Origin of the sequence: Silanimonas sp., from assembly GCF_044377035.1 — a bacterium.
In the GTDB taxonomy this organism is placed as follows: Bacteria; Pseudomonadota; Gammaproteobacteria; order Xanthomonadales; family Xanthomonadaceae; genus Silanimonas.
The window spans coordinates 1-20,574 of record NZ_JBILJW010000008.1; the positions used below are offsets into that span (position 1 = coordinate 1).

Consider the following 20,574-nt stretch of genomic DNA (forward strand, 5'->3'; position numbering starts at 1 on the left):
GCAGTTCCGCAACGACTTCGCCGCCGGTGGACCGGTCGATGCCGATGCGGTGCTGCGTTGGTTGGGTTCGGAACAGGGCATCGTTGCGACGCCCCACAGCCAGCGCAGCCACGCCGACGTCAAGGTGCGGCTGGCGTCGAGCGTGAGCGAGTTGCCGATCGTCGACCTCGTCGACCGCATCGAAGGCTCGCTCAAGACGCCCGTGCAGACCGCCGTGAAGCGCGAGGACGAGCAGGCCTTCGCCCGCCTCAACGGCCAGAACCTGATGTTCTGCGAGGACGCCGCTCGCCGGATGCAGTCGGCCCTACAGGCCGATGAGCGCATCGCCGACTTCTGGCTGCGTGCCTCGCATTTCGAAAGCCTCCACGCCCACGATGCCGTTGCGGTGGCCGTGAAGGGCGTCGAGGGCGGCTACGGTCCCCGGGGCTGAGGTTCGCGCGGGAAAACGACCCGGGCCGCCTCAGGGCACCGGGTCGATGCCCCCCGGATGCAGCGGGTGGCAGCGGCAGACGCGCTTCGTACCCAACCACACCCCCTTGGCGGTGCCGTGCTTTTGCACCGCCTCGTACATGTACATGGAGCATGTGGGGTGGAAGCGGCAGTGCTGGCCCAGCAAGGGGCTGATGAAGCGCTTGTAGCCGCGCAGGCTGGCGAGGACGAGGCGCTTCAAGATCGGACTTCCGTGAGACGGCGGGTTGCCCCGCTGGGGCCGAAAGGCTATAACACGCCGCCGCAACGGCTCAACGACCCAGAGGAACCTCGTGGCTGCCAAGAAACCCGCGAAAAAAGTTGCCAAGGCCCCGGCCAAGAAGAGCAGTGCGGTCGGAAAAGTGGCGAAGGCGGTCGGCAAGGTCGCCAGCGCGGTAAAGAAGGCGGTCTCGACCCCGGCGAAAAAGGCGCCCGCGAGCAAGGCCAAGCCGGCTGCGAAGCCCGCCGCCAAGCCGGCCAAGGCCCCCGTGAAGGCTCCGGCGAAGAAAACCGCCAAGCCCGCACCGAAGCCCGCTGCCAAGCCCGCACAGAAAACGATCGCCAAGCCGAAGCCCGCGCCCGTGAAGGCCGCCGCCAAGGCGCCGGCGAAGGCCCCGCCCAAGGCGCCCGCGAAGCCCGTGGCCAAGCCGACGGCCAAAGTCCCGGCGAAGGCCCCCACGAAGCCTGCCGCCGCCCCGGCGAAAGCGGCGGCACCGGTCAAGGCTCCCGCCGCCGTCGTGAAGGCCGCAGCGCCTGCGAAAGCGACCGCCGCACCGCCCAAGGCGAACCCGGCCCCCGCACCCAAACCCACCACCCCCACGGCAACCCCGGCGAAGGCCGGCGTGCGTCCTGCGGAAACGAAGCCGAGCGGCAACCGCGCCGGCTACGTGAAGCCGGAGCGCCCCCGTGAAGAACCGAAGCGACCCAACCAAGTGATTGAACGCGTCACCCTCCCGGCCGGCTACAAGCCGAACCCGAAGGAGGAGTACATGAACTCCTTCCAGCTCGAATACTTCCGCCAGAAGCTCCTCGGCTGGCGTAAGGAGCTGGTCGAAGAATCCCAGCAGACCATCGAGAACCTCAAGGAAGAGGTGCGCGACGTCGGCGATGAAGCCGAGCGCGCCACCCGCGAGACGGAGAACGCGCTCGAACTGCGCACCCGCGACCGCTACCGCAAGCTGATCAACAAGATCGACAGCACCATCCGTCGCCTTGACGAGGGCGACTACGGTTTCTGCGTCGACACCGGCGAGCCGATCGGCCTCGACCGCCTCGAGGCGCGCCCCACCGCCGAGCGCACGCTCGATGCCCAGGAGCGCTGGGAACACATGCAGAAGCAGATGGGCGATTGACCTCGCTGCATTGATTGCGATTCCCGAGAAAAAACCCCGCTCTCGCGGGGTTTTTTCTTTTCGGATCAACGCGCGCTGGCGTTCGCCGGGCTGTCCAGGAAGCGCCAGCGTTCGCCCGGCGCCACGTCGCCCACGCGATCGAACAGGCGCTCGCGCAGGAAGCGGATCGGCATCGAGCCTTCGCGCATCACCCGGTCGTGGAACTCGCGCTCGCTCCAGCCGCCGCGGGTCACGCGCTCCTCGTGCAGGGCGCGGAACTGCCATCCGCCCACGAGGTAGGCCACCTGGTAGAGCGGGCCGTAGTCGCCCGCGATCGAACGCCGCACTTCGGCCTTGGCATTCTCAGGCTCGTGGCCGACGCGTTCGACAAGCAGCGCTACAGCCTCGTCCGGCGTCATGCGCCCCGACTGCACGCCCAGCGAGAAGAGGATCCGTGCTGCACGGTGGCTGCGCCAGAACAGCATGCCGACGCGGTCCTCCGGCGTCGCCGCGAAACCCATGTCGTAGAGGCGGAGCTCCCAGTACAGCGCCCAGCCTTCGGTCCAGAACGGGCTGTCGAAGCTCGACCGGTGGGTGCTATGGCGCTGGGCGTACCAATGCTGCAGGTGGTGGCCGGGGATCAGCTCGTGGTGGACCACGGCGCGGGAGAAATGCCGGTTGTTGCCGCGCAGCGCGTTGAGTTTGCGCTCGTGCGGCATGCCGTCGGTGGGGAACGCCACCCAGACGTCCTGGCCGCCGAGGAAGAACGGTGCCTGCAGTTGGTATTCGGGCGTGAGCATCGTCATGCGCCAGTCGCGCTTCGCACCGTCCGGAACGGTGAGCAGCTCGCGGGCTTCGAGGAAGTGCACTGCCTCGTCCGCCAGCTCGACCACCAGGCCGGGTTGTTCGCCCGGCGCGACATGGCGCTGCTTGACGCGCTCCAGCGCCTCCCGCCAGTCGCCTGCGCCCATCTCGCGAGCGGCCTTGTCCATCTCCGCCTGGCACCAGGCCAGTTCCTTCTCGGCCGCGGCCATCAGCTCCGCCGGGCTGTAATCGACGCCTTCTGCGGCCAGCGCCTTGGCAATCGCCGCGTCGCCGATCGGGTCGGCGCGCAGCGTTTCCGGATCGGCGGCACCGCCCAGCGTGTCGCGCAGCAGCGTGCCGTGCGCTTCGAGCTGCTTGTCGAGCGCGGCGTAGGGCGCATCGACCCACCAGCTGAATTGCGGGTCGTAGCCGGACTGGTAGGTGTGCCAATCCTCCAGCCCACGACGCAGGGCGGAGGCACGTTGCGCTGCGCGCAATGCGAGCGTCGGAGAGACGCCCGGCGCGCCACTCGGGGCGGTGAGGCGGCTGGCGCGTGCCTCGAGATCGCGACGCACGCGCTCAAGGGTGTCGGCCGTGCGGCGCGGGTCGGCCTGGCGCAGGTCGCGGCGGTCCTCGAGCAGGGCGACGAGATCGTCATAGCCCGGAAGCAGCCCGCGAACCGCTTCGTAGCGCTCCTTGCCGAACGCTTGTGCCGTTGCGTCGAGGGTGAGTTCGCGCTGCAGCAGCAGGCGGTCCAGTCGGTCGTCCTGATTCAGCTCGGCCGCGTCGATCGCGGCGAGGCGCGCCTGCCAATCGGCGACGAGCCCGGCCCGCAGCTGTGCCCGACGCGGAGCGTAGAGCGGCTCGCGTCCGTCATCGATGAGGGACCGGACGTGCTCCAGCGCCTCGCGGTCGGCACGGTAGCGGGTGATCAGCGGTCGAAGCCGGGATGCCGGCTCCTCCGGAATGGCCGAGATCGGCGGCGGCGCGAAGAGCGCCGGCTCGATGGTGATCGCAGCCGGTGCAGGCCTGGCGGATGCGGCCTCCGCGCTGCGGGCCGAGGAGCCCTGCGGCGAACTCGCGCACAGGGCCGCCAGCACGGCGAGGGTCAAGGGGCGAAGCGTCATGCGGGATCTCCAGCGCGGCGCGCGGTGTCCTGGATGAAAGCGAGCAGGGCGGCCAGCCCGTTGCTGCGCGTGGGCGACAGATGCTTCGCAAGGCCGATCGCCGCGATGTAGTCGGGCGTCGTGGCGAGGATCTCGGCCGCACCTCGCCCCGAGTAGACACGCAGCGCGAGGTGGATCAGCCCGGAGACGATCGAGGAATCGCTGATCGCGTGGAAGTCGAGCTTGGCGGCATTGCCCTGCGCCACGATCCAGACCTTCGACTGGCAGCCGAGCAGCCGGTGCTCCTCGGTCTTCCACGCCTCAGGCAGTTCAGGCAGCTTGCGGCCGAGGTCGATCAGGTACTGGTAGCGCTCGGTCCAGTCACCGAAGAAGCCGAATTCCTCGGCGATGGCCGCCTGCGCCTCGGCCGACGTGGCCTCCATGGGGAAGGGCGAGGCCGGGGCGCTCACGCGCGCTTCCTCGACCAGCGCACGCCTTGGGGCGTGTCCTCGAGCACGATGCCGGCAGCGGCCAGTTCGTCGCGGATCGCATCGGCGCGAGCGAAATCGCGGGCCTTCTTCGCGGCTGCACGCTCGGCGACGAGGGCATCGATGCGCGCGTCGTCGTCGTTGGCCGTGCCTTTGCCGAACCAGGCCTCCGGGTGCTGCTGCAGCAGGCCGAGCGCGGCACCGGCGCCGAGGAGTTGCGCCTTGGCATCGCGGGTTTTTGCGGTGGCCAGCGCCACGGCGGCATCGCCTGAGGCCTGGACGAATTCGCGCTGCGCAGTTCGAACCTCACCGGCCAGTCGAGACAGCTCGGCCAGCGCCGCCGGCGTGTTCAGGTCATCCGCCAAGGCGAACTCGACCGACTCCGGCAACACCGGGGCCGCCTCCACGTCGACAAGATCGCGCAAGGTGCCGTAGAGGCGATCCAGCGTATTGATGCTCTGTTCGATCAGGACCGGCGACCAGTCCAGCGGCTGCCGGTAGTGGGCGGAGAGCAGTGCGTAGCGCAGGGCCTCGGCCGGGTAGTCCTTCAGCAGCTCATGCACGGTGCGGATGTTGCCCACCGATTTCGACATCTTGCTGCCGTCGAAAGTGAGCATGCCGTTGTGCAGCCACCAGCGTGCGAAGGTGGTTCCATTGGCGCATTGGCTCTGGGCGATCTCGTTCTCGTGGTGCGGAAACTGCAGGTCCACGCCGCCGGCATGAATATCGATCGTTTCCCCGAAGTGCGCTTGGCACATGGCCGAGCACTCGATATGCCAACCCGGGCGACCGCGCCCCCACGGCGACTCCCAACCCGGCAGTTCGGGCGTCGAGGGCTTCCACAGCACGAAGTCACCACCCTCGCGCTTGTAGGGAGCCACCTCGACGCGGGCACCGGCCAGCATTTCATCCGTGCTGCGGCGGGAGAGGGCGCCGTACTGGGCGTAGGTCGAGACCTGAAACAGCACGTGGCCATCGGCGGCGTAGGCGTGCCCCTTCGCGATCAGGCGCTCGATCATCGCGATGATGTCGGCGATGTGGTGCGTGGCATGCGGCTCGATGTCCGGGAGCTTCACCCCCAGCGCGCCCATGTCCTCGCGATAGATCGCGGTGAACTTCTCGGTGATCGCGGTGATCGGAACCTGTTGCTCGATCGCCGACTGATTGATCTTGTCGTCGACATCGGTGATGTTCCGGGCGTAGACCACCTTCGGGTAATGCCGGCGCAGCAGGTCGGCCAGCACGCCGAACACCACGGGCCCGCGGGCATTGCCGATGTGGGCGTAGTTGTAGACCGTGGGGCCGCAGACGTACATCGTGACGCGGTCCGGATGGGCGGGCTGGAAGTCCTCGACCTGTCGGGAAAGGCTATTGAAGAGACGGATCGCCACGGGGCCTCGGGGCTGACTGAACACGGCCTTGGAGTGTAGCAACCGCCCCCTTCGGCTTAACGGAAATCTTAGGCCTCGGTTCAGCCGATCGGTGCTGGAATTCGAACTGTCCGACACACCCGGAGCCCTTGATGATCCTCACCCCGCGCCACGCCTTGGTTATTGCCGTCGCTGTCGCCTCGGGCGCCGCTTCGGCCCAGTACCGCGACGATTACGCGCCGGCCTACGCCTCGGGCCAGGAGAACGTGTCGTACGCGTATGCGCAGGTCACCCGTGTCGATCCGATCTACGAAACCGTTCGCACCCGCACGCCGGAAGAGGTCTGTGGCGGCGAGGAGATCCGCGAGGTGCGCCGTTCGAATGGCGGAACCGTGGTGGGCGCCCTCGTCGGCGCCGCCCTCGGCAATACGGTGGGTAGTGGCGATGGCCGCCAGGCGGCGACCGTGGCCGGTGCCGTGATCGGCGGCGCGATCGGCCGCAATTCCGACAAGAACAACGAACGGGTCGTCGCGCGCGACGCCGGTTGCCGCGTGGTCGACGTGGAGCGCGAGCAGCGCCGTGTCGCCTCCTACGACGTCGAGTACGTCCATCAGGGTCAGACCTACATGTCGCGCCTGCCCTACGATCCGGGTGATCGCCTGCGCGTGCGCGTTGCGGTGACGCCCGTGGACGAGGGCACGGCCTACCGCTGAGGCCTGCGCCCCGCGGTCCGGACGAGGCGCCCTTCGGGGCGCTTCGTCGTTTCAGGGCTTGCACCCGCACGCCGGCTCTGCGACCCTTCGTCCCCTATGTTCACCTTCCTGCCCGCTTTCGGCGTCCTGACCTCGGCCTACATGGCCGCCGGGATGACGTCTCGTGCGCGCCGACCGGAATCCCGCCAAGCCGCTGGGTAACCGGTTCGTTTCGTCGTTTTGAAACCACCAACGCCCAGCCTCGAGCTGGGCGTTGGCGTTTTGCGTCCCCGATTTCCGCCTGTCCGATTTGAATCCTTGGAGTCCCCACCGATGAAGCACTTCCTGAACACCCAGGACTGGTCCCGCGCCGAGCTCGACGCCGTGCTCGACGAGGCCGCGGCCTTCAAGGCCTCGAAGTTCGGCCAGCAGATGGCCGGCAAGAGCATCGCCCTGGTGTTCTTCAACCCCTCGTTGCGCACTCGCACCAGCTTCGAGATCGGCGCGACGCAGATGGGCGGCCATGCCGTGGTGCTGGCGCCGGGCAAGGATGCGTGGCCGATCGAGTTCGATCTCGGCACGGTGATGGATGGCGACACCGAGGAGCACATCGCCGAAGTGGCGAAGGTGCTGAGCCGCTACGTCGACCTCATCGGCGTGCGCGCCTTCCCGAAGTTCGTCGACTGGTCGGTGGACCGGCAGGACAAGGTGCTGGCGGGTTTCGCGAAGTACGCCACGGTGCCGGTGATCAACCTCGAAACCATCACCCACCCCTGCCAGGAGCTGGCCCACGCGCTGGCGCTGCGCGAGCGCTTCGGCAAGGACCTCCGCGGCCGCAAGTACGTGCTGACCTGGACCTACCACCCGAAGGCGCTCAACACGGCCGTCGCGAACTCGGCGCTCACCATCGCCACGCGCCTCGGCATGGACGTGACCCTGCTGTGCCCGAACGAGCAGTACCTGCTGGACGAGCGCTACATGGGCTGGGCGGAGCAGAACGTCGCCGAGAGCGGCGGTTCGCTGCAGGTGTCGCATGACATCGATGCGGCCTACCGCGACGCCGACGTCGTCTACGCCAAGAGCTGGGGCGCGCTGCCCTTCTTCGGCCACTGGGCCGACGAGAAGCCCATGCGCGACGAGTACAAGCACTTCATCGTCGACGAACGGAAGATGGCGCTGACCCGCGACGGCGGGAAGGGGCTGTTCTCCCACTGCTTGCCGCTGCGCCGCAACGTCAAGGCCACCGACGGCGTGATGGACTCGCCGAACTGCATCGCCATCGACGAAGCCGAGAACCGCCTGCACGTGCAGAAGGCCGTGATCGCCCGCCTGCTGCGCGGTTGAGCCGCCGATCGTCAAGAACCCCCGTTTTCCTCTCGAGCATCCGAACCATGTCCAAGAAAATCGTCCTTGCCTTCTCCGGCGGCCTCGACACCAGCTTCTGCGTGCCTTATCTGCAGGAACGCGGCTGGGAAGTGCACACCGTGTTCGCCGACACCGGCGGCGTCGACGCCGAGGAAAAGGCCTGGATCGAAGCCCGTGCGCATGAACTGAAGGTGGCGAGCCACGTCACCGTCGACGGTGGCCCGGCCATCTGGGCCGGCTTCGTGAAGCCCTTCGTCTGGGCCGGCGAGCTCTACCAAGGCCAGTACCCGCTGCTGGTCTCCGACCGCTACCTGATCGTCGAGGCCGCGCTGAAGCGCTGCGCCGAGCTGGGCACGAAGGCCATCGCGCACGGCTGCACCGGCATGGGCAATGACCAGGTGCGTTTCGACCTCGCCATCAAGGCGCTGGGCGACTACGAGATCGTTGCGCCGATCCGCGAAATCCAGAAGGAGCACAAGGAGGTTCGCGCCTACGAGCAGGCCTATCTCGAGGCGCGCGGCTTCGCGGTGCGCGCCAAGCAGAAGAGCTACACGATCAACGAGAACCTGCTCGGCGTGACCATGAGCGGCGGCGAGATCGACCGCTGGGAGGCCCCGGGCCCCGGCGCCAAAGGCTGGTGCGCGCCGCGCAGCGAATGGCCGACCGCGCCGCTGGAGCTGACGTTGGGCTTCGAAAAGGGCGAGGCAGTCACCTTGAACGGCGAAGTCCTGCCAGGCCACGTGATCCTGGCCAAGCTCAACGCGGCGCTGGCGCCCTACGGTGTCGGCCGTGGTCTTTACACCGGCGACACGACGATCGGGCTCAAGGGCCGGATCATCTACGAGGCCCCGGGTCTCGCCGCGCTGCTGACCGCGCATCGCGCGCTGGAGGAGGCCGTGCTGACCAAGAACCAGAACCGCTTCAAGCCCGAGATCGGCCGCAAGTGGACCGAGTTAGTCTACGAGGGTTTCTTCCATGATCCGCTGAAGACCGACGTCGAGGCCTTCCTCGCGTCCTCGCAGCGCACGGTCAACGGCACGGTGACGCTGCGCACCGAGGGCGGCCGCGTGGATGCGGTGGCGATCACCTCCAAGCACATCCTCAATGCCAAGGGCGCGACCTACGCGCAGGCCGCAGACTGGGGCGTGGCCGAGGCCGAGGGTTTCATCCGCCTGTACGGCATGAGCAGCACGCTGTGGGCCGAGGTGAACCGGTGAGCGAGGCCCTCGCCAGCACGCTGAAGCATCTCGAAGCCCTCGTCGGCTTCGACACGCGCAACCCGCCGCGGGCCATCGGCACCGGCGGGATGTTCGACTACCTGCAGGCGAACCTTTCGGGCTTCCGTTTCCAGCTGACCGATTTCGGCGCCGGCGCGGTGGCCCTTCTGGCCGTGCGCGGAAACCCGACCCGGGTGTTCAACGTGCACATGGACACCGTGCCGGACTCGCCGGCGTGGACGGCCAGCCCGCACGTGCTTCGGGTGACGGCGGATCGCGCCATCGGCCTCGGCGCTTGCGACATCAAGGGCGCGGCGGCGGCCATGCTGACGGCAGCGTCCCGCACCACCGGCGACGCGGCCTTCCTGTTCACCACGGACGAGGAAGCCAACGACGCCCGCTGCATCGCTGGCTTCCTCGCCCAAGGCCATGGCTTCACCGAGGCCGTGGTCGCGGAACCCACGGGCTGCGAAGCCGTGCTGGCGCATCGCGGCATCGCTTCTGTGCTGATGAAGTTCCAAGGCCAGGCCGGGCACGCCTCGGCGGCGAACGCGCTGAAGCTGTCGGCCCTGCACCAGGCGATCCACTGGGGAGATGCGGCACTGGCCTTCGTCGAATCGCAGGCGCACCAGCGCTTCGGCGGGCTGACCGGCCTGCGCTTCAACATCGGCCGCGTCGAAGGCGGCATCAAGGCCAACATGATCGCGCCCAGCGCCGAGGTACGTTTCGGCTTCCGGCCGCTGCCCTCGATGGACGTCGCGCAGCTGCACGCGCACTTCGAGGGGCTGGCCGACCCGGCCGCGCTGGCGCACTACGAGGCGACGTTCTACGGCCCCTCGCTGCCCGCGGGCGACGTGGCGCAGGCGGAAGGCAAGCGCCTTGCGGCCCGCGACCTCGCGGACGAGCTCGGCCTGCCGATCGGCAACGCCGTCGACTTCTGGACCGAAGCCAGCCTGTTCTCGCAGGCCGGCATGACCGCCTTCGTCTTCGGCCCCGGCGACATCGCCCAGGCCCACACCGCCGACGAGTGGGTCGCGCTCGACCAGCTCGCCTCGTACACCGACCACCTGATCCGACTGTTCTCGCGGCCATGACCGACCTCCGCACAACGATTGTTCGCCTCCTGTCGAATATGGCGAGCGCCAAGGAAATCCAGCAGTACCTGAAGCGCTTCAGCTCGGTGGACGCCGCGCGCTTCGCCGTCGTCAAGGTTGGCGGCGCCATCCTGCGCGACGACATGGAATCGCTGATTTCCTCGCTCAGCTTCCTGCAGCAGGTGGGCCTGACGCCGGTGGTGATCCACGGGGCCGGCCCACAGCTGGACGAGGAAATGGCGGCGGCCGGCATCACCAAGCAGACCGTCGACGGCCTGCGCGTCACTCCACCCGAGGTGCTGGCCGTGGTGCGCCGCGTGCTTGTTCGCGAGAACCTTCGCCTCGTCGATGCGCTGCAGGAGGCGGGCGTCCGCGCTACCTCGATCCAGACCGGCGTGTTCGAGGCCGAGATCGTCGACCGCGAGCGCCTCGGCCTCGTCGGCGACGTGAAGCGCGTCGAGCGCGAGGGCGTCGAGGCGGCGATCCGGGCGAATTCGATCCCGGTGATCTGCTCGCTGGGCGAGACGAAGGACGGCCAGATCGTCAACATCAACGCCGACTGGGCGGCGAACGAGCTGGTGAAGTCGCTGCAGCCCTACAAGATCATCTTCCTCACCGGCACCGGCGGCCTGCTGGACGGGGAGGGCAAGTTGATCGATTCGATCAACCTCAGCACCGACCGCGAACGCCTGATGGCCGCGCCGTGGCTCACCGGCGGCATGCGGGTGAAGATCGAGCAGATCGCCGACCTGCTGGACGCGCTGCCGCCCTCGTCGTCGGTATCGATCACCAAGCCCGACGAGCTGGCCAAGGAGCTGTTCACCCATCGCGGCTCGGGCACGCTCGTGCGTCGCGGTGAAGCCATCCATGTGTTCGAGCGTTGGGACCAGGTGGACCTGCCGCGCCTCAAGCACCTGATCGAATCGGGCTTTGGCCGGGCGCTGACGCTGGATTACTTCGAGAGCACCGTGCCGTGGCGCATCTATGTGTCGGCCAACTACCGCGCCGCGCTGGTGCTCACGGAAGAAAACGGCATCCCGCACCTCGACAAGTTCGCCGTGGCCGACGACGCCAAGGGCGAGGGTCTCGGGCGCGCGGCTTGGGACGTGATGCGTGCGGAGACGCCGCGGCTGTTCTGGCGTTCGCGCAGCACGAATGCGATCAACGATTTCTACTTCGACCAGAGCGAGGGCGCCCTGAAGGGCGACCCGTGGACGGTGTTCTGGTACGGGCTCGAGGGCTTCGAGGACATCCGCTTCGCCGTCGAGCACTGCCGCACCCGGCCCGCCACGCTGAAGCTGGGGGCCGCCGCATGAGCGCGTGGAGTGCGCTACCAACGCTGAAGGGTAAGCACGTGACGCTGGAGCCGCTGGCGCGCGAGCACGTGCCGGCGCTGCAGGACGCGGTGCGCGACGGCGAGTTGTGGAACCTGTGGTACGCCACCGTGCCGGCGCCGGAGGCCATGGCGGACTACGTCGACAAGGCGCTGGCGCTCCGCGAGGCCGGCCAGGCGATTCCGTTCGTCGTGCGCGACGCGTCCGGTGCCTTGGTCGGCAGCACTCGCTTTGGCGACGTCGAAGCAGCGCACCGGCGTGTGCAGATTGGCTGGACGTGGTACGCGAAGCGCGCCCAACGCACTGGACTCAACACCGAAGCGAAGGCCCTGATGCTCGGCCACGCCTTCGAGACCCTGGGCTGCGGTCGCGTGGAGTTCCGCACCCATTTCATGAACCACGCGTCCCGCGCCGCGATCGCGCGCCTCGGCGCGAAGGAGGAGGGCGTCCTGCGCAACCACATGCGCATGCCGGACGGCAGCTGGCGCGACACGGTCGTGTTTTCGATCATCGATGGCGAATGGCCGGCCGTGCGGAGCCATCTCAGGCACCTGATGGCGCGCCGCGGAGACATTGCATGATCCGCATCGGCCTCGTCGGTGCCCGCGGCCATGTCGGTACCGAACTGATCAAGCTGCTCGCGGCGCACCCCGGATTCGAGATCGCCTTCGTGTCCTCGCGCGAGCGCGAGGGTCAGCGTCTCGACGCGCATGAACCGGCCTACACGGGGGGCCTGCGCTACACCGCCCTCGATGCGGCCGGCGTCGCGGCCAGCGGCGTGGATGCCGTGGTGCTCGGCCTGCCGAACGGGCTGGCCGCGCCCTATGTCACCGCCATCGACGCTGTGGCCGCCGGCATGGTGATCGTCGATCTCTCCGCCGACTTCCGCTTCGACGCGGCGTGGACCTACGGCCTTCCCGAGCGGAACCGGGCGGCGCTGGCCGGCGCGACGCGCATCAGCAATCCAGGTTGCTACGCGACGGCGATGCAGTTGGCCCTGGGGCCGGTTCTCGATCTCGTCGACGGCCCGGCCCAATGCTTCGGTGTGTCCGGCTACAGCGGCGCGGGCACCACGCCCAGCGACAAGAACGATCCCGCGAAGCTGCAGGACAACCTGATGCCGTACGCGCTGGTGAACCACGTGCACGAGCGCGAGGTCACGCGGCATCTCGGCCATCCCGTCGAGTTCATGCCGCACGTGGCGCCGCACTTCCGTGGCATCACCATGACCGTGAACGCCCACCTTCGCGAGCCGACGTCGCTCGACGCGCTCCGCGCCAGATATGCGACGGCCTACGCGGACGAGCCGCTGGTTCGGGTGGTCGATGGCGCCCCGTGGGTCTCGCGCATCGCGAACCGCCACGGCGTCGAGATCGGTGGCCTCGCGCTGGCGGACGACGGTCGCCGGCTGGTCGTGGTCAGCACACTCGACAACCTGCTGAAGGGCGCCGCCACGCAGGCCCTCCAGAACCTCAATCTCGCGTTCGGCCAGGCCGAGACGGCGGGCCTCACCGTGGAGTGGTCGGCATGAGCAACGTGTTGTGGGCCAAGCCCGGCATGGACATCGACGCGGACATCCAGCGCTTCCTCGCTGGCGACGACGTCATCCTCGATCGCGAGTTCATCCGGTACGACATCCGCGCCAGTGGCGCGCATGCCGAGGGCCTCGAGCGCATCGGCATCCTCGCGGCCGATGAGCGGGCCGCGATCACGCGCGAATTGGCTGAACTCGATGCCGATGTGGCGGCAGGCCGCTTCGTCCTCGACGATCGCTTCGAGGACATGCATTCCGCCATCGAAGCCCGCCTGATCGAGCGCCTCGGCGATGTCGGCAAGAAGATCCACACCGGCCGCAGCCGCAACGACCAAGTGCTGGTGGCCACGCGCCTGTGGCTGAAGGACCGTCTCGCGCATGCGGCGGCGCTCTGCCATGCCGCCGCCGGTGTCGCTCTGGAACGCGCCGAGAAGGAAGGCGAACTGCCGCTGCCGGGGTACACCCACCTGCAGCGCGCGATGGTGTCGAGCGCGGCGATGTGGTGGGCCGGCTGGGCCGAGGCCTTCCTCGACGATGCCGACCGCCTTCGTGACACCGCACGCTGGATCGATGCGAATCCGCTCGGTTCGGCGGCCGGCTATGGCGTGAACCTCGCCTTGGACCGCGACCACACCACGAGCGCGCTCGGCTTCGGTCGGCTGCAGGTTGCCGCCACGTACGCGCAGCTCTCGCGCGGCAAGTTCGAGCTCGCCGCCTTGGAAGCACTCGGCTCCGGGCTACTCGACCTTCGCCGGCTCGCGTGGGACCTGTCGCTGTTCGCCAGTGCGGAGTACGCCTTCGTGCGCCTTCCGGCCAAGTACACGACGGGCAGCTCGCTGATGCCGAACAAGCGCAACCCCGATGTCATCGAGTTGATGCGTGGCGTGTATGCCTCCGTCGCCGCGGCCAAGATCGAAGTCGAACAGTTGCTGTCGCTTCCTTCCGGATACCACCGCGACCTCCAGTATTCGAAGGGCGCGATCGTGCATGGCTTCGGCCGCGGCCTCGCTGCGCTGGGGCTGCTGCCGGACCTGCTGCGGGCGCTGGAATGGCAGCCAGCGTCCATGCGCGCGGCGATCGAGCCTTCGATGTATGCCACCGATCTGGCCGTCGAACTCTCCTCCCGCGGCATGCCGTTCCGCGACGCCTACAGGCAGGCCGCCGACCCGACGCAATGGGCCGACCGTGATCCGCAGGGCAGCCTCGAGGCTCGGGTGTCGCCGGGCGCGGCGGGCGATCTCCGGCTGGCCGTTCTGGCCACCCGCTGGGCCTCGGTGAACGGCTGAGGCAGCGACCGCGAAGCCTCGCTCAGCGCAGCATCGAGCGGTTGGCGTCGGCCCGGCGCGATTCGAGGGCGCGAAGCACGCGATTCATCGCATCGCCGATGCGGTCATGCGAATCGCGGGGTTCGCGCAGGCCGAGCGCACGCTCAAGGTCTTCGAAGTTGGCATCGGCCGGAAGGGCGTTGAGCGCGTCGATGATCCGGTTCACGGCGTCGAGCGTCGGCTTCAGCTCGACCGCCTTGAGGTTGGCAAGGACGAGGCTTCCGCCCAGCGCCAGCACCAGCGGCGACCAGGCCGGCTGGGCCGGTGCGACGCCGCCATCCGAGTTCGAGCGCAGGGCAAGGGTGTTCACTCGCTTTTCCGCCGCATGCCAGCCGCTGTGCGGTGCAATGCGGCCGCGTGCCGAGATGTCGAATGCGTCAACGCGGGGAATCGGGGCGATCGCGTCCATGGCTCGTCCGGGTGTCAATAACTGTCAATACGCGCAGTCTGTCACGTATTGCCCCCCTCCCGGATGAATGTTTCGTCAGAAATCAGTCGGAGGGCGGGGACGACCTCAGCAAGCGACCCGCAAGTCCACCGACAACCAGTGCCCCGAGGCCCAGGACAGCCCACAGGCCCCACCGTCCGAGGTCGGTCGGTGGCGCCAGGGCCGCGGCTCCGGCCAGGGTCTGGGCCGCGCCGACGCGGGCCAGCGGCGGCTGCCACTCCGCGCCCTGCCGGCGACGGATGGCCTCGAGGGTGTCGTCCATGCCCACCGGCGCCTGCCGGCGGCGGGCACTGCCGGCCAGCATCCGGAAGGGCGGCGTGCCGTTCGCCATCACGATGACGCGGTCCGGGGCGTAGCCGAGCACGAGGCTTGGGGGCGGTGCGCGCTGCGACAGCTGGATCCGCAGTGGGCCCATTCCGCTGCGCCAAAGGGGCGTCGGGGCGGCTTCGAGCGTTTCGCCGCCAATGGAAAGCCGCCAGGCCGTGCCGCTGGCCACCGTTTGCCAGCGTTCGCCAACCTGTTCCTCGATGCGGTACTCGAGAATCCCATCGCCGCCCTCGAGCCGGACCTCGGCCTGCTGCACGGGAAGGGGGCCGAAGCGGGCGAACGTGATACTGAGTCCGTCTTCCGAGACCGCGACGGCCTCGAGGACACGCGAGGCCAAGGGCGCCGGCTCGGCCTCCTGGCGGCGCAATCCCTGCAGCCCGGCCACCGCAGGCAGGGCCGCTTCCCCGGCGGCGGGGCGCAGCGCGAGGTAGCGATGCGTGGTGCGGGCGAAGCGCAGGTCGAGCCGCTCGATGCGGCGGCCGTCGCTGGAAGCGCGGAGCACGGGGAGGGCGGATTGCAGGTCCTGCCAATGCACCAGGTCATCGGAGCCGCGGATATCGACCAGCGTCCGGAAATCCGCGTCGCCCTTCGGACTGAGGCGGAGGCCGTCGAGGCCCTCCCGCGCCGCGGCGCCGACGTCGATCAGCCATTCGGCGGGCGCCGAGCCGACCGCCATACCGTCGGTACTGCGGAGGTCCAGGGCCGCCAGCCCACCCTCGGCGTCGCGACGCACGTGGAGCTCCAGACCGCCGGGCATCGAGGCGGTCTCGACGGGCACGGCAATCGGCATCGCGAGTTCAATCACCTCCGGCGCTTGCGGCGGGGCGGGCGGCGGTGGGCGATGCAGGCTGATCGGCTGCTCCCGCCCTTGCGCGTCCACCACGACCAGGTCGGCCAGGTCGGAGGTCGTCAGCGTCGCGTAGGCCTCGGGAGGGAGTTCGATCGCGAACACCGGCGCGTCCGCGGGCGCGTCGATGGGGAAGGCGAGCGCGAAGTCCGCGTCGCTGGCGAGCAGCGGCGCGGCGGATACCACCGCGGCCATCGCGAGAATCAAAGAGCGAACGGCAGGGCGGGTCATTCGGAAGCCTCCAGACGGCTTGGGGGACGGGGCGCGAGGCGGCCGACGATCACCAGCAGGCCGCCGACGGTCAGGAAGGACACGATGCCGAGCAGGTCGCCGAGGTTCTCGCGGTCGACCAGCAGCAGCTTCAGGAGCACGGCCACCAGCAGCAGTGCGCCGTAGGTCCACAGCGGGCGGCTGCCTCGGCGCGAGCCGAGGACCCAGCACACCACCCCTGCCAGCGACCACACCACGCTCAGCGCGGCTTGCGAGACGGTCCACGACGCGACATCCCACCAATCCACCGAGGTCATCCACGGCGTGCCTGCGAAGCCCTCGGCACCCCAATGCCACGACGCACGCAGGGTCGCCATGGTCATCAACGTGAACACCGCGGCCCCCAATGCCACGGCCGCGATGGGCCGGGTCGGGGCCTGGGGCGCCAGACTCTTCAGCCACGCCGCCAGCCCCAGTACACCGATCAGCTGGAACAGCTCGACCGGGTTGAGCATCGGCACCCAAGGCAGTGGCGCCGCGGTGCCGGCCACCACCTGGGTCACGACCCAGACCGAAGCAAGCACGAGCAACGCAAGGCCAAGCGCGATGCGGCGGTAGCCCTGGGCATCCGCGCCCACCGGCCATGCCGCGAGCGTCGGGCGACGAAGCAGCAATGCCGTGAGCGCGGCGAGTGGCAGCCACGGCAGGATCCAGCGCCAGCCGTCCCCGAGTGCCTCGGCGTTGATCGCTTCCAGCCCTTCGCGGATCCCCAGGCCCAAGGCCAGCGTGATCGCGGCGAGGGCGGCGATGTGGGTCGACGCCTGACGGCCGGTGAGGCCTCGCAACGCGGGGAGCACCACGACCATCGCCACGGCCAGCGCCAGCAGGGTGAAGCCCCGCGGCTCCGACAACCATGACGACGATTCGAGGTAGGCCACGACGACCGCGAAAACGGCCGTGGGCATGGCCAGCGCCGGCAGCCACGCGGGTTTGCGCCAATCGGAGAGACGACGAAGCCCGGCGGCCAGCAGCGCACTGAGCGCGACGAACACTAGCCAACCTGCACCGAGCTCGAGATCCGCCCCGTCGGTGTAGGCGTGGACGTTGTCGAGGCGCTCCACTTCGCGCGCGCCGGCCCAGAACCACCACCCGAGGGCGGTGGCCGCCAGCAGGGCGCCACCCGGCGAACGCTGGTGCTCGTGCTCGCGATCGAGCAGCCATGCGCACGTGCCGGCACCGGCGACGAGCAGCAGCAGGTTCAGTGTGTGCCCATTGAGGATGGCCATGCCGTCGTGGCCCCACTCGAACGAAGCGACATAGGCCAGACCGGCGAGAACCTGCAGGCCGATGCCCGCCGCCTGAGGCCAACGGCGTTGCTGCGTCTGCCCAAGCCACAGCAGGGCCACGCCCTGAAGGGCCCAGGTGGCCGAGGTCCAACGTGCGGAGAGCGCCAGCGGGACGGCCAGCGTGGCGAAGGCCAATCCAAGCGCAGCGGCGCTCTGGCCGAGCACTCGCAACTTCGCCTCGCGGCGCGACCACAGGGCCAGCAACAGGTACACCGCGGCGACGGCCAGGGCCGAGAACGCCAAGGGCATCGTTTCACCGTCCAGCAGCGCCACCTGCATCGGGAACGCGATCAGCGGCGTGCCGAAGAGCAGGGTCGCGTCGACCTTGCCCGGCTCGCGACCCTTCAGCGCGTAGGCCACGGGGATGGTCACGTACATGAGGAAGAACGCGACCAGGAACGGTTCGGTCGTGCTGAACAGTTCGGGGCGAAAGTACTTCGCTCCCCACAGCGCACCGACGCCGAAGGTGAACACGAAGCCCATCAGGTTCATCGCACGCCACGGCCGCACCCACGCCATGGCGAACACGGCGCCATTCAGCAGCGCGTAGTAGCTGAAGAGCGCGACGTGGTTGCCACTGCCGGTCGAGAGCAGGATCGGCGCGAGGTAGCCGCCGAGGAATCCGATGACCGCGAGCCACACCGCGTTCTGGCGGATGGCCAGAACGGCGGCACCGGCGACCAGCACCAGCACGAGGGCGAACGCGAGGCCGGCAGGCAGCAAGTCCGGCACGCGGAAGCTGCCGAATACCGTGAGCAGCAGGATGCCGATCGCGCCGCCCTGCAGGCTGAGGCCGAAGGCCGGACGCTCGCGCGCCTGCTTCAGTCCGTAGACGAGCATCGCGATGGCTGCCAGCGCGATGCCCGCGTAGCGCATCGACACGGGCACGGTGAGCCAGCCCGCGCTCGCGGCATAGCGGATGAGCGCGGCGACACCGAACAGCGACACGAGCAGGCCGAGCTTGACCGGCACGTTCCCTTCGAACAGGAACGCCCGCAGGCGCGCTGCGAAACGCTCGATCGCATCGGGCTCGGCCGCCGGCGCGCGCGAGGCGGCAGGACGTGGGGCAGGGCGCTCGAAGGCGGGCGAGGGGCTTGGCGTGGGCGCTGGCTTCGCGGCCTCCATCGAGGGGATCGGCGGCGGTTCCTCTGGCGCTGCCGCCGCGGGCGCCATCGATTCCGCCACCGTTCGCGAGGGCTCCGGTGGAGGGGCTTCGGCCGGACGGGCCCGCGACTCGGGCTGCGGGCCACGACGCGCCTCGAGATCGCGAAGGCGTGTCGTCAGTGCGTCGATGCGGCTGGACTGGCGATACAGCAAGCCGAGCGCAGCAACGATGAGAAAGCCCGCGCCGAAGCCGAACATGGCCTCCGCTTCGGACGCCAGGACGGCGCCCACGAGGGCCGCAGCGAATGCGAGCACCCAGATCATTGAACGCGTCTCCCCGCGCGTGAGGTCCGCCGCAGTTCATCCGGAATGACGCAGGACGTCAACGCAGCGTCGACGAGGTGCGCATGCGTCGCGGGTGGCGGCACGCGGAAGCGCGGATTCCGCTACCGGGGGTCGCTGCCGAGGGCTGCGACGTCATCGGGCATGCAAACGCAAAACCCGCCTTTCGGCGGGTTCGGCTTGCAACTTTTGGTCGGGGAGACAGGATTCGAACCTGCGACTTCTACGTCCCGAACGTAGCGCTCTACCAGGCTGAGCTACACCCCGACGGGAGCCGCAAAGAATAGTGGGATTCGCCGCTCATCGCAAGTCCCCCGGTCGCATGACGCGGTGGAACCGCCCTGGCCCAGCCCCGGACGTTCGCGGCCCTCGTGCCACTGCGCCGCCTTGCGGTCGATTTGCGACAATCGGCGGTCTTTCGATATCCCCCGGAGAGTCCGCGTGATCAAGCCCCGCACCCCGCCCGGCGTCCTGGAGCTGCTGCCTCGCGACCAGATCGCCTTCCAGCGCGTGCTCGACGTGATCCGTCGCAACTACGAGCGCTTCGGTTTCCTGCCGGTCGAAACGCCGGTGTTCGAACTCACCGATGTGCTGCTGACGAAGAGCGGCGGAGAAACCGAGCGCCAGGTGTACTTCGCCCAATCCACGGGCGCGCTCGAGAAGAAGGACGAGGGCCTGCCGGAACTCGCCCTGCGCTTCGACCTCACGGTGCCGCTGGCGCGCTATGTCGCCGAACACGAGCACGACCTCGCGTTCCCGTTCCGCCGCTACCAGATGCAGCGCGTGTACCGCGGCGAACGCCAGCAGCGCGGGCGCTTCCGCGAGTTCTACCAGTGCGACATCGACGTGATCGGCAAGGACGCGCTGTCGGTGCGCCACGACGCCGAGATGCCCGCGGTGATCCACGCGATCTTCGCCGAACTCGGCATCGGCAAGTTCACCATCCAGATGAACAACCGCAAGCTGATGCGCGGCTTCTTCGAGCGCCTCGGCGTGGCGGATGGCGCCTTGCAGATGTCGGTGCTGCGCGAGGTGGACAAGATCGACAAGCGCGGCGCCGACTACGTGCGCGACACCTTGACCGGCGAGGGCTTCGGGCTGTCCGCCGAGGCGGTGGCGCAGATCCTCGCCTTCGTCTCGGTCCGCTCGAACGGCCACGACGACGCGCTGGCGAAGCTCGATGCCCTCGGCGGCGGCAACGCCACGCTGGAGCAGGGCGTCGCCGAGTTGCGCGAGGTGCTGTCGCTGGTCAAGGCGCTGGGCGTTCCCGAAGCCGACTACGCCATCAATTTCTCCATCGCACGTGGCCTCGACTACTACACCGGCACCGTCTACGAGACGACGCTCGACGCCCACCCGCAGATCGGTTCGATCTGCTCGGGTGGCCGCTACGACAATCTCGCCAGCCATTACACGAAGTCGCATTTGCCGGGCGTGGGCATCTCCATCGGCGTGACCCGGCTGTTCTGGCAGCTGCGCGAAGCGGGGTTGATCGGCACGGCTGAAAGCAGCGTCGAGTGCCTGGTGGCGCTGATGGACGACGCGGGTCTGGCTGACGCGCTAGCCCTCGGCAACCGGCTGCGCACGGGCGGCATCAATGCCGAAGTGCAGCTCGAGCCGAAGAAGCTCGCCAAGCAGTTCCAGTACGCCGACCGCGCCGGCATCCGCTTCGTGCTGCTGCGTGGCGAGGACGAGCTGGCCAAGGGCACCGTCGCGGTGAAGGACCTCCGTCGCAACGAGCAGTTCGAAGTCGCGGAGGGTGAACTTGTCGCGGCCCTCAAGGTCGAGCTCGCGCAGCAGCGCGCGCTCGCGGGTCGCTGAC

Annotated in this window: 18 protein-coding genes and 1 tRNA gene; 11 read left to right on the top strand and 8 right to left on the bottom strand. The window is 68.8% G+C overall.

The window, feature by feature from the left end:
* Positions 1-430, top strand: a 430-nt coding sequence (locus tag ACIQ6S_RS05875) for a GTP cyclohydrolase, FolE2/MptA family (RefSeq protein WP_397607540.1), incomplete at its 5' end; no start/stop codon positions are given.
* A 30-nt stretch (positions 431-460) separates the two neighbouring features.
* Here the strand turns inward: ACIQ6S_RS05875 and yidD are convergent.
* A complete protein-coding gene (yidD, locus tag ACIQ6S_RS05880) occupies positions 461-670 on the bottom strand; it encodes a membrane protein insertion efficiency factor YidD (protein ID WP_397573234.1) in 210 nt (69 codons plus the stop codon).
* A gap of 91 nt (positions 671-761) precedes the next feature.
* Here yidD and dksA point away from each other — a divergent pair, with 91 nt between their 5' ends.
* Positions 762-1,820, top strand: a complete 1,059-nt coding sequence (gene dksA / locus ACIQ6S_RS05885; RefSeq protein ID WP_397607541.1) for an RNA polymerase-binding protein DksA — start codon at positions 762-764, stop codon at positions 1,818-1,820.
* Between the two features lie 65 nt (positions 1,821-1,885).
* Here the strand turns inward: dksA and ACIQ6S_RS05890 are convergent, their stop codons facing one another.
* The 3 genes from ACIQ6S_RS05890 to cysS are packed head-to-tail and all read right to left on the bottom strand — an operon-like array spanning position 1,886 to position 5,588.
* A complete protein-coding gene (locus ACIQ6S_RS05890; RefSeq protein WP_397607542.1) occupies positions 1,886-3,730 on the bottom strand; it encodes a DUF885 family protein in 1,845 nt (614 codons plus the stop codon).
* The gene (locus ACIQ6S_RS05895) at positions 3,727-4,152 is read right to left on the bottom strand and encodes a SufE family protein (RefSeq protein ID WP_397607640.1); all 426 of its coding nucleotides are present in this window, start codon (positions 4,150-4,152) and stop codon (positions 3,727-3,729) included. Before ACIQ6S_RS05895 ends, ACIQ6S_RS05890 begins: the two co-directional genes overlap by 4 nt.
* Before the next feature lie 23 nt (positions 4,153-4,175).
* Complete coding sequence (gene cysS / locus ACIQ6S_RS05900) at positions 4,176-5,588, bottom strand: cysteine--tRNA ligase (RefSeq protein ID WP_397607543.1); 1,413 nt, start codon at positions 5,586-5,588, stop codon at positions 4,176-4,178.
* A gap of 131 nt (positions 5,589-5,719) precedes the next feature.
* Here cysS and ACIQ6S_RS05905 point away from each other — a divergent pair, with 131 nt between their 5' ends.
* From ACIQ6S_RS05905 to argH, 8 genes are all read left to right on the top strand, one after another.
* Positions 5,720-6,280, top strand: coding sequence for a glycine zipper 2TM domain-containing protein (locus tag ACIQ6S_RS05905; protein ID WP_397607544.1), 561 nt, complete (start codon positions 5,720-5,722; stop codon positions 6,278-6,280).
* A gap of 312 nt (positions 6,281-6,592) precedes the next feature.
* Positions 6,593-7,603 carry an N-acetylornithine carbamoyltransferase gene (locus ACIQ6S_RS05910; RefSeq protein WP_397607545.1) on the top strand — a complete coding sequence of 337 codons (1,011 nt, stop codon included), beginning with the start codon at positions 6,593-6,595 and terminating at the stop codon, positions 7,601-7,603.
* Between the two features lie 47 nt (positions 7,604-7,650).
* Complete coding sequence (locus tag ACIQ6S_RS05915) at positions 7,651-8,841, top strand: argininosuccinate synthase (RefSeq protein WP_397607546.1); 1,191 nt, start codon at positions 7,651-7,653, stop codon at positions 8,839-8,841.
* Entirely contained in the window at positions 8,838-9,935 is a 1,098-nt protein-coding gene (locus ACIQ6S_RS05920; protein ID WP_397607547.1) for an acetylornithine deacetylase, read from the top strand. The genes ACIQ6S_RS05915 and ACIQ6S_RS05920 overlap by 4 nt, the downstream gene beginning before the upstream one ends.
* Positions 9,932-11,251, top strand: a complete 1,320-nt coding sequence (locus ACIQ6S_RS05925; protein WP_397607548.1) for an acetylglutamate kinase — start codon at positions 9,932-9,934, stop codon at positions 11,249-11,251. Before ACIQ6S_RS05920 ends, ACIQ6S_RS05925 begins: the two co-directional genes overlap by 4 nt.
* A complete protein-coding gene (locus ACIQ6S_RS05930; protein ID WP_397607549.1) occupies positions 11,248-11,850 on the top strand; it encodes a GNAT family N-acetyltransferase in 603 nt (200 codons plus the stop codon). Before ACIQ6S_RS05925 ends, ACIQ6S_RS05930 begins: the two co-directional genes overlap by 4 nt.
* Complete coding sequence (argC, locus tag ACIQ6S_RS05935; RefSeq protein ID WP_397607550.1) at positions 11,847-12,800, top strand: N-acetyl-gamma-glutamyl-phosphate reductase; 954 nt, start codon at positions 11,847-11,849, stop codon at positions 12,798-12,800. The genes ACIQ6S_RS05930 and argC overlap by 4 nt, the downstream gene beginning before the upstream one ends.
* Positions 12,797-14,089, top strand: a complete 1,293-nt coding sequence (gene argH / locus ACIQ6S_RS05940) for an argininosuccinate lyase (RefSeq protein WP_397607551.1) — start codon at positions 12,797-12,799, stop codon at positions 14,087-14,089. The genes argC and argH overlap by 4 nt, the downstream gene beginning before the upstream one ends.
* Before the next feature lie 22 nt (positions 14,090-14,111).
* Here argH and ACIQ6S_RS05945 read toward each other — a convergent pair whose 3' ends face one another.
* The 4 genes from ACIQ6S_RS05945 to ACIQ6S_RS05960 all read right to left on the bottom strand — a co-directional run bounded on the left by ACIQ6S_RS05945 (position 14,112) and on the right by ACIQ6S_RS05960 (position 19,019).
* Positions 14,112-14,537: a hypothetical protein gene (locus ACIQ6S_RS05945; protein WP_397607552.1), complete on the bottom strand. Its 426-nt coding sequence runs from the start codon at positions 14,535-14,537 to the stop codon at positions 14,112-14,114.
* Positions 14,538-14,619: 82 nt separating this feature from the next.
* Positions 14,620-15,981 carry a DUF3999 family protein gene (locus tag ACIQ6S_RS05950; protein WP_397607553.1) on the bottom strand — a complete coding sequence of 454 codons (1,362 nt, stop codon included), beginning with the start codon at positions 15,979-15,981 and terminating at the stop codon, positions 14,620-14,622.
* Positions 15,978-18,734, bottom strand: coding sequence for a DUF2339 domain-containing protein (locus ACIQ6S_RS05955; RefSeq protein ID WP_397607554.1), 2,757 nt, complete (start codon positions 18,732-18,734; stop codon positions 15,978-15,980). Before ACIQ6S_RS05955 ends, ACIQ6S_RS05950 begins: the two co-directional genes overlap by 4 nt.
* Positions 18,735-18,942: 208 nt before the next feature.
* A tRNA-Pro gene (locus ACIQ6S_RS05960) sits at positions 18,943-19,019 on the bottom strand.
* A gap of 174 nt (positions 19,020-19,193) precedes the next feature.
* Here ACIQ6S_RS05960 and hisS point away from each other — a divergent pair.
* Entirely contained in the window at positions 19,194-20,573 is a 1,380-nt protein-coding gene (hisS, locus tag ACIQ6S_RS05965) for a histidine--tRNA ligase (protein ID WP_397607555.1), read from the top strand.
* Position 20,574 lies beyond the last annotated feature (1 nt).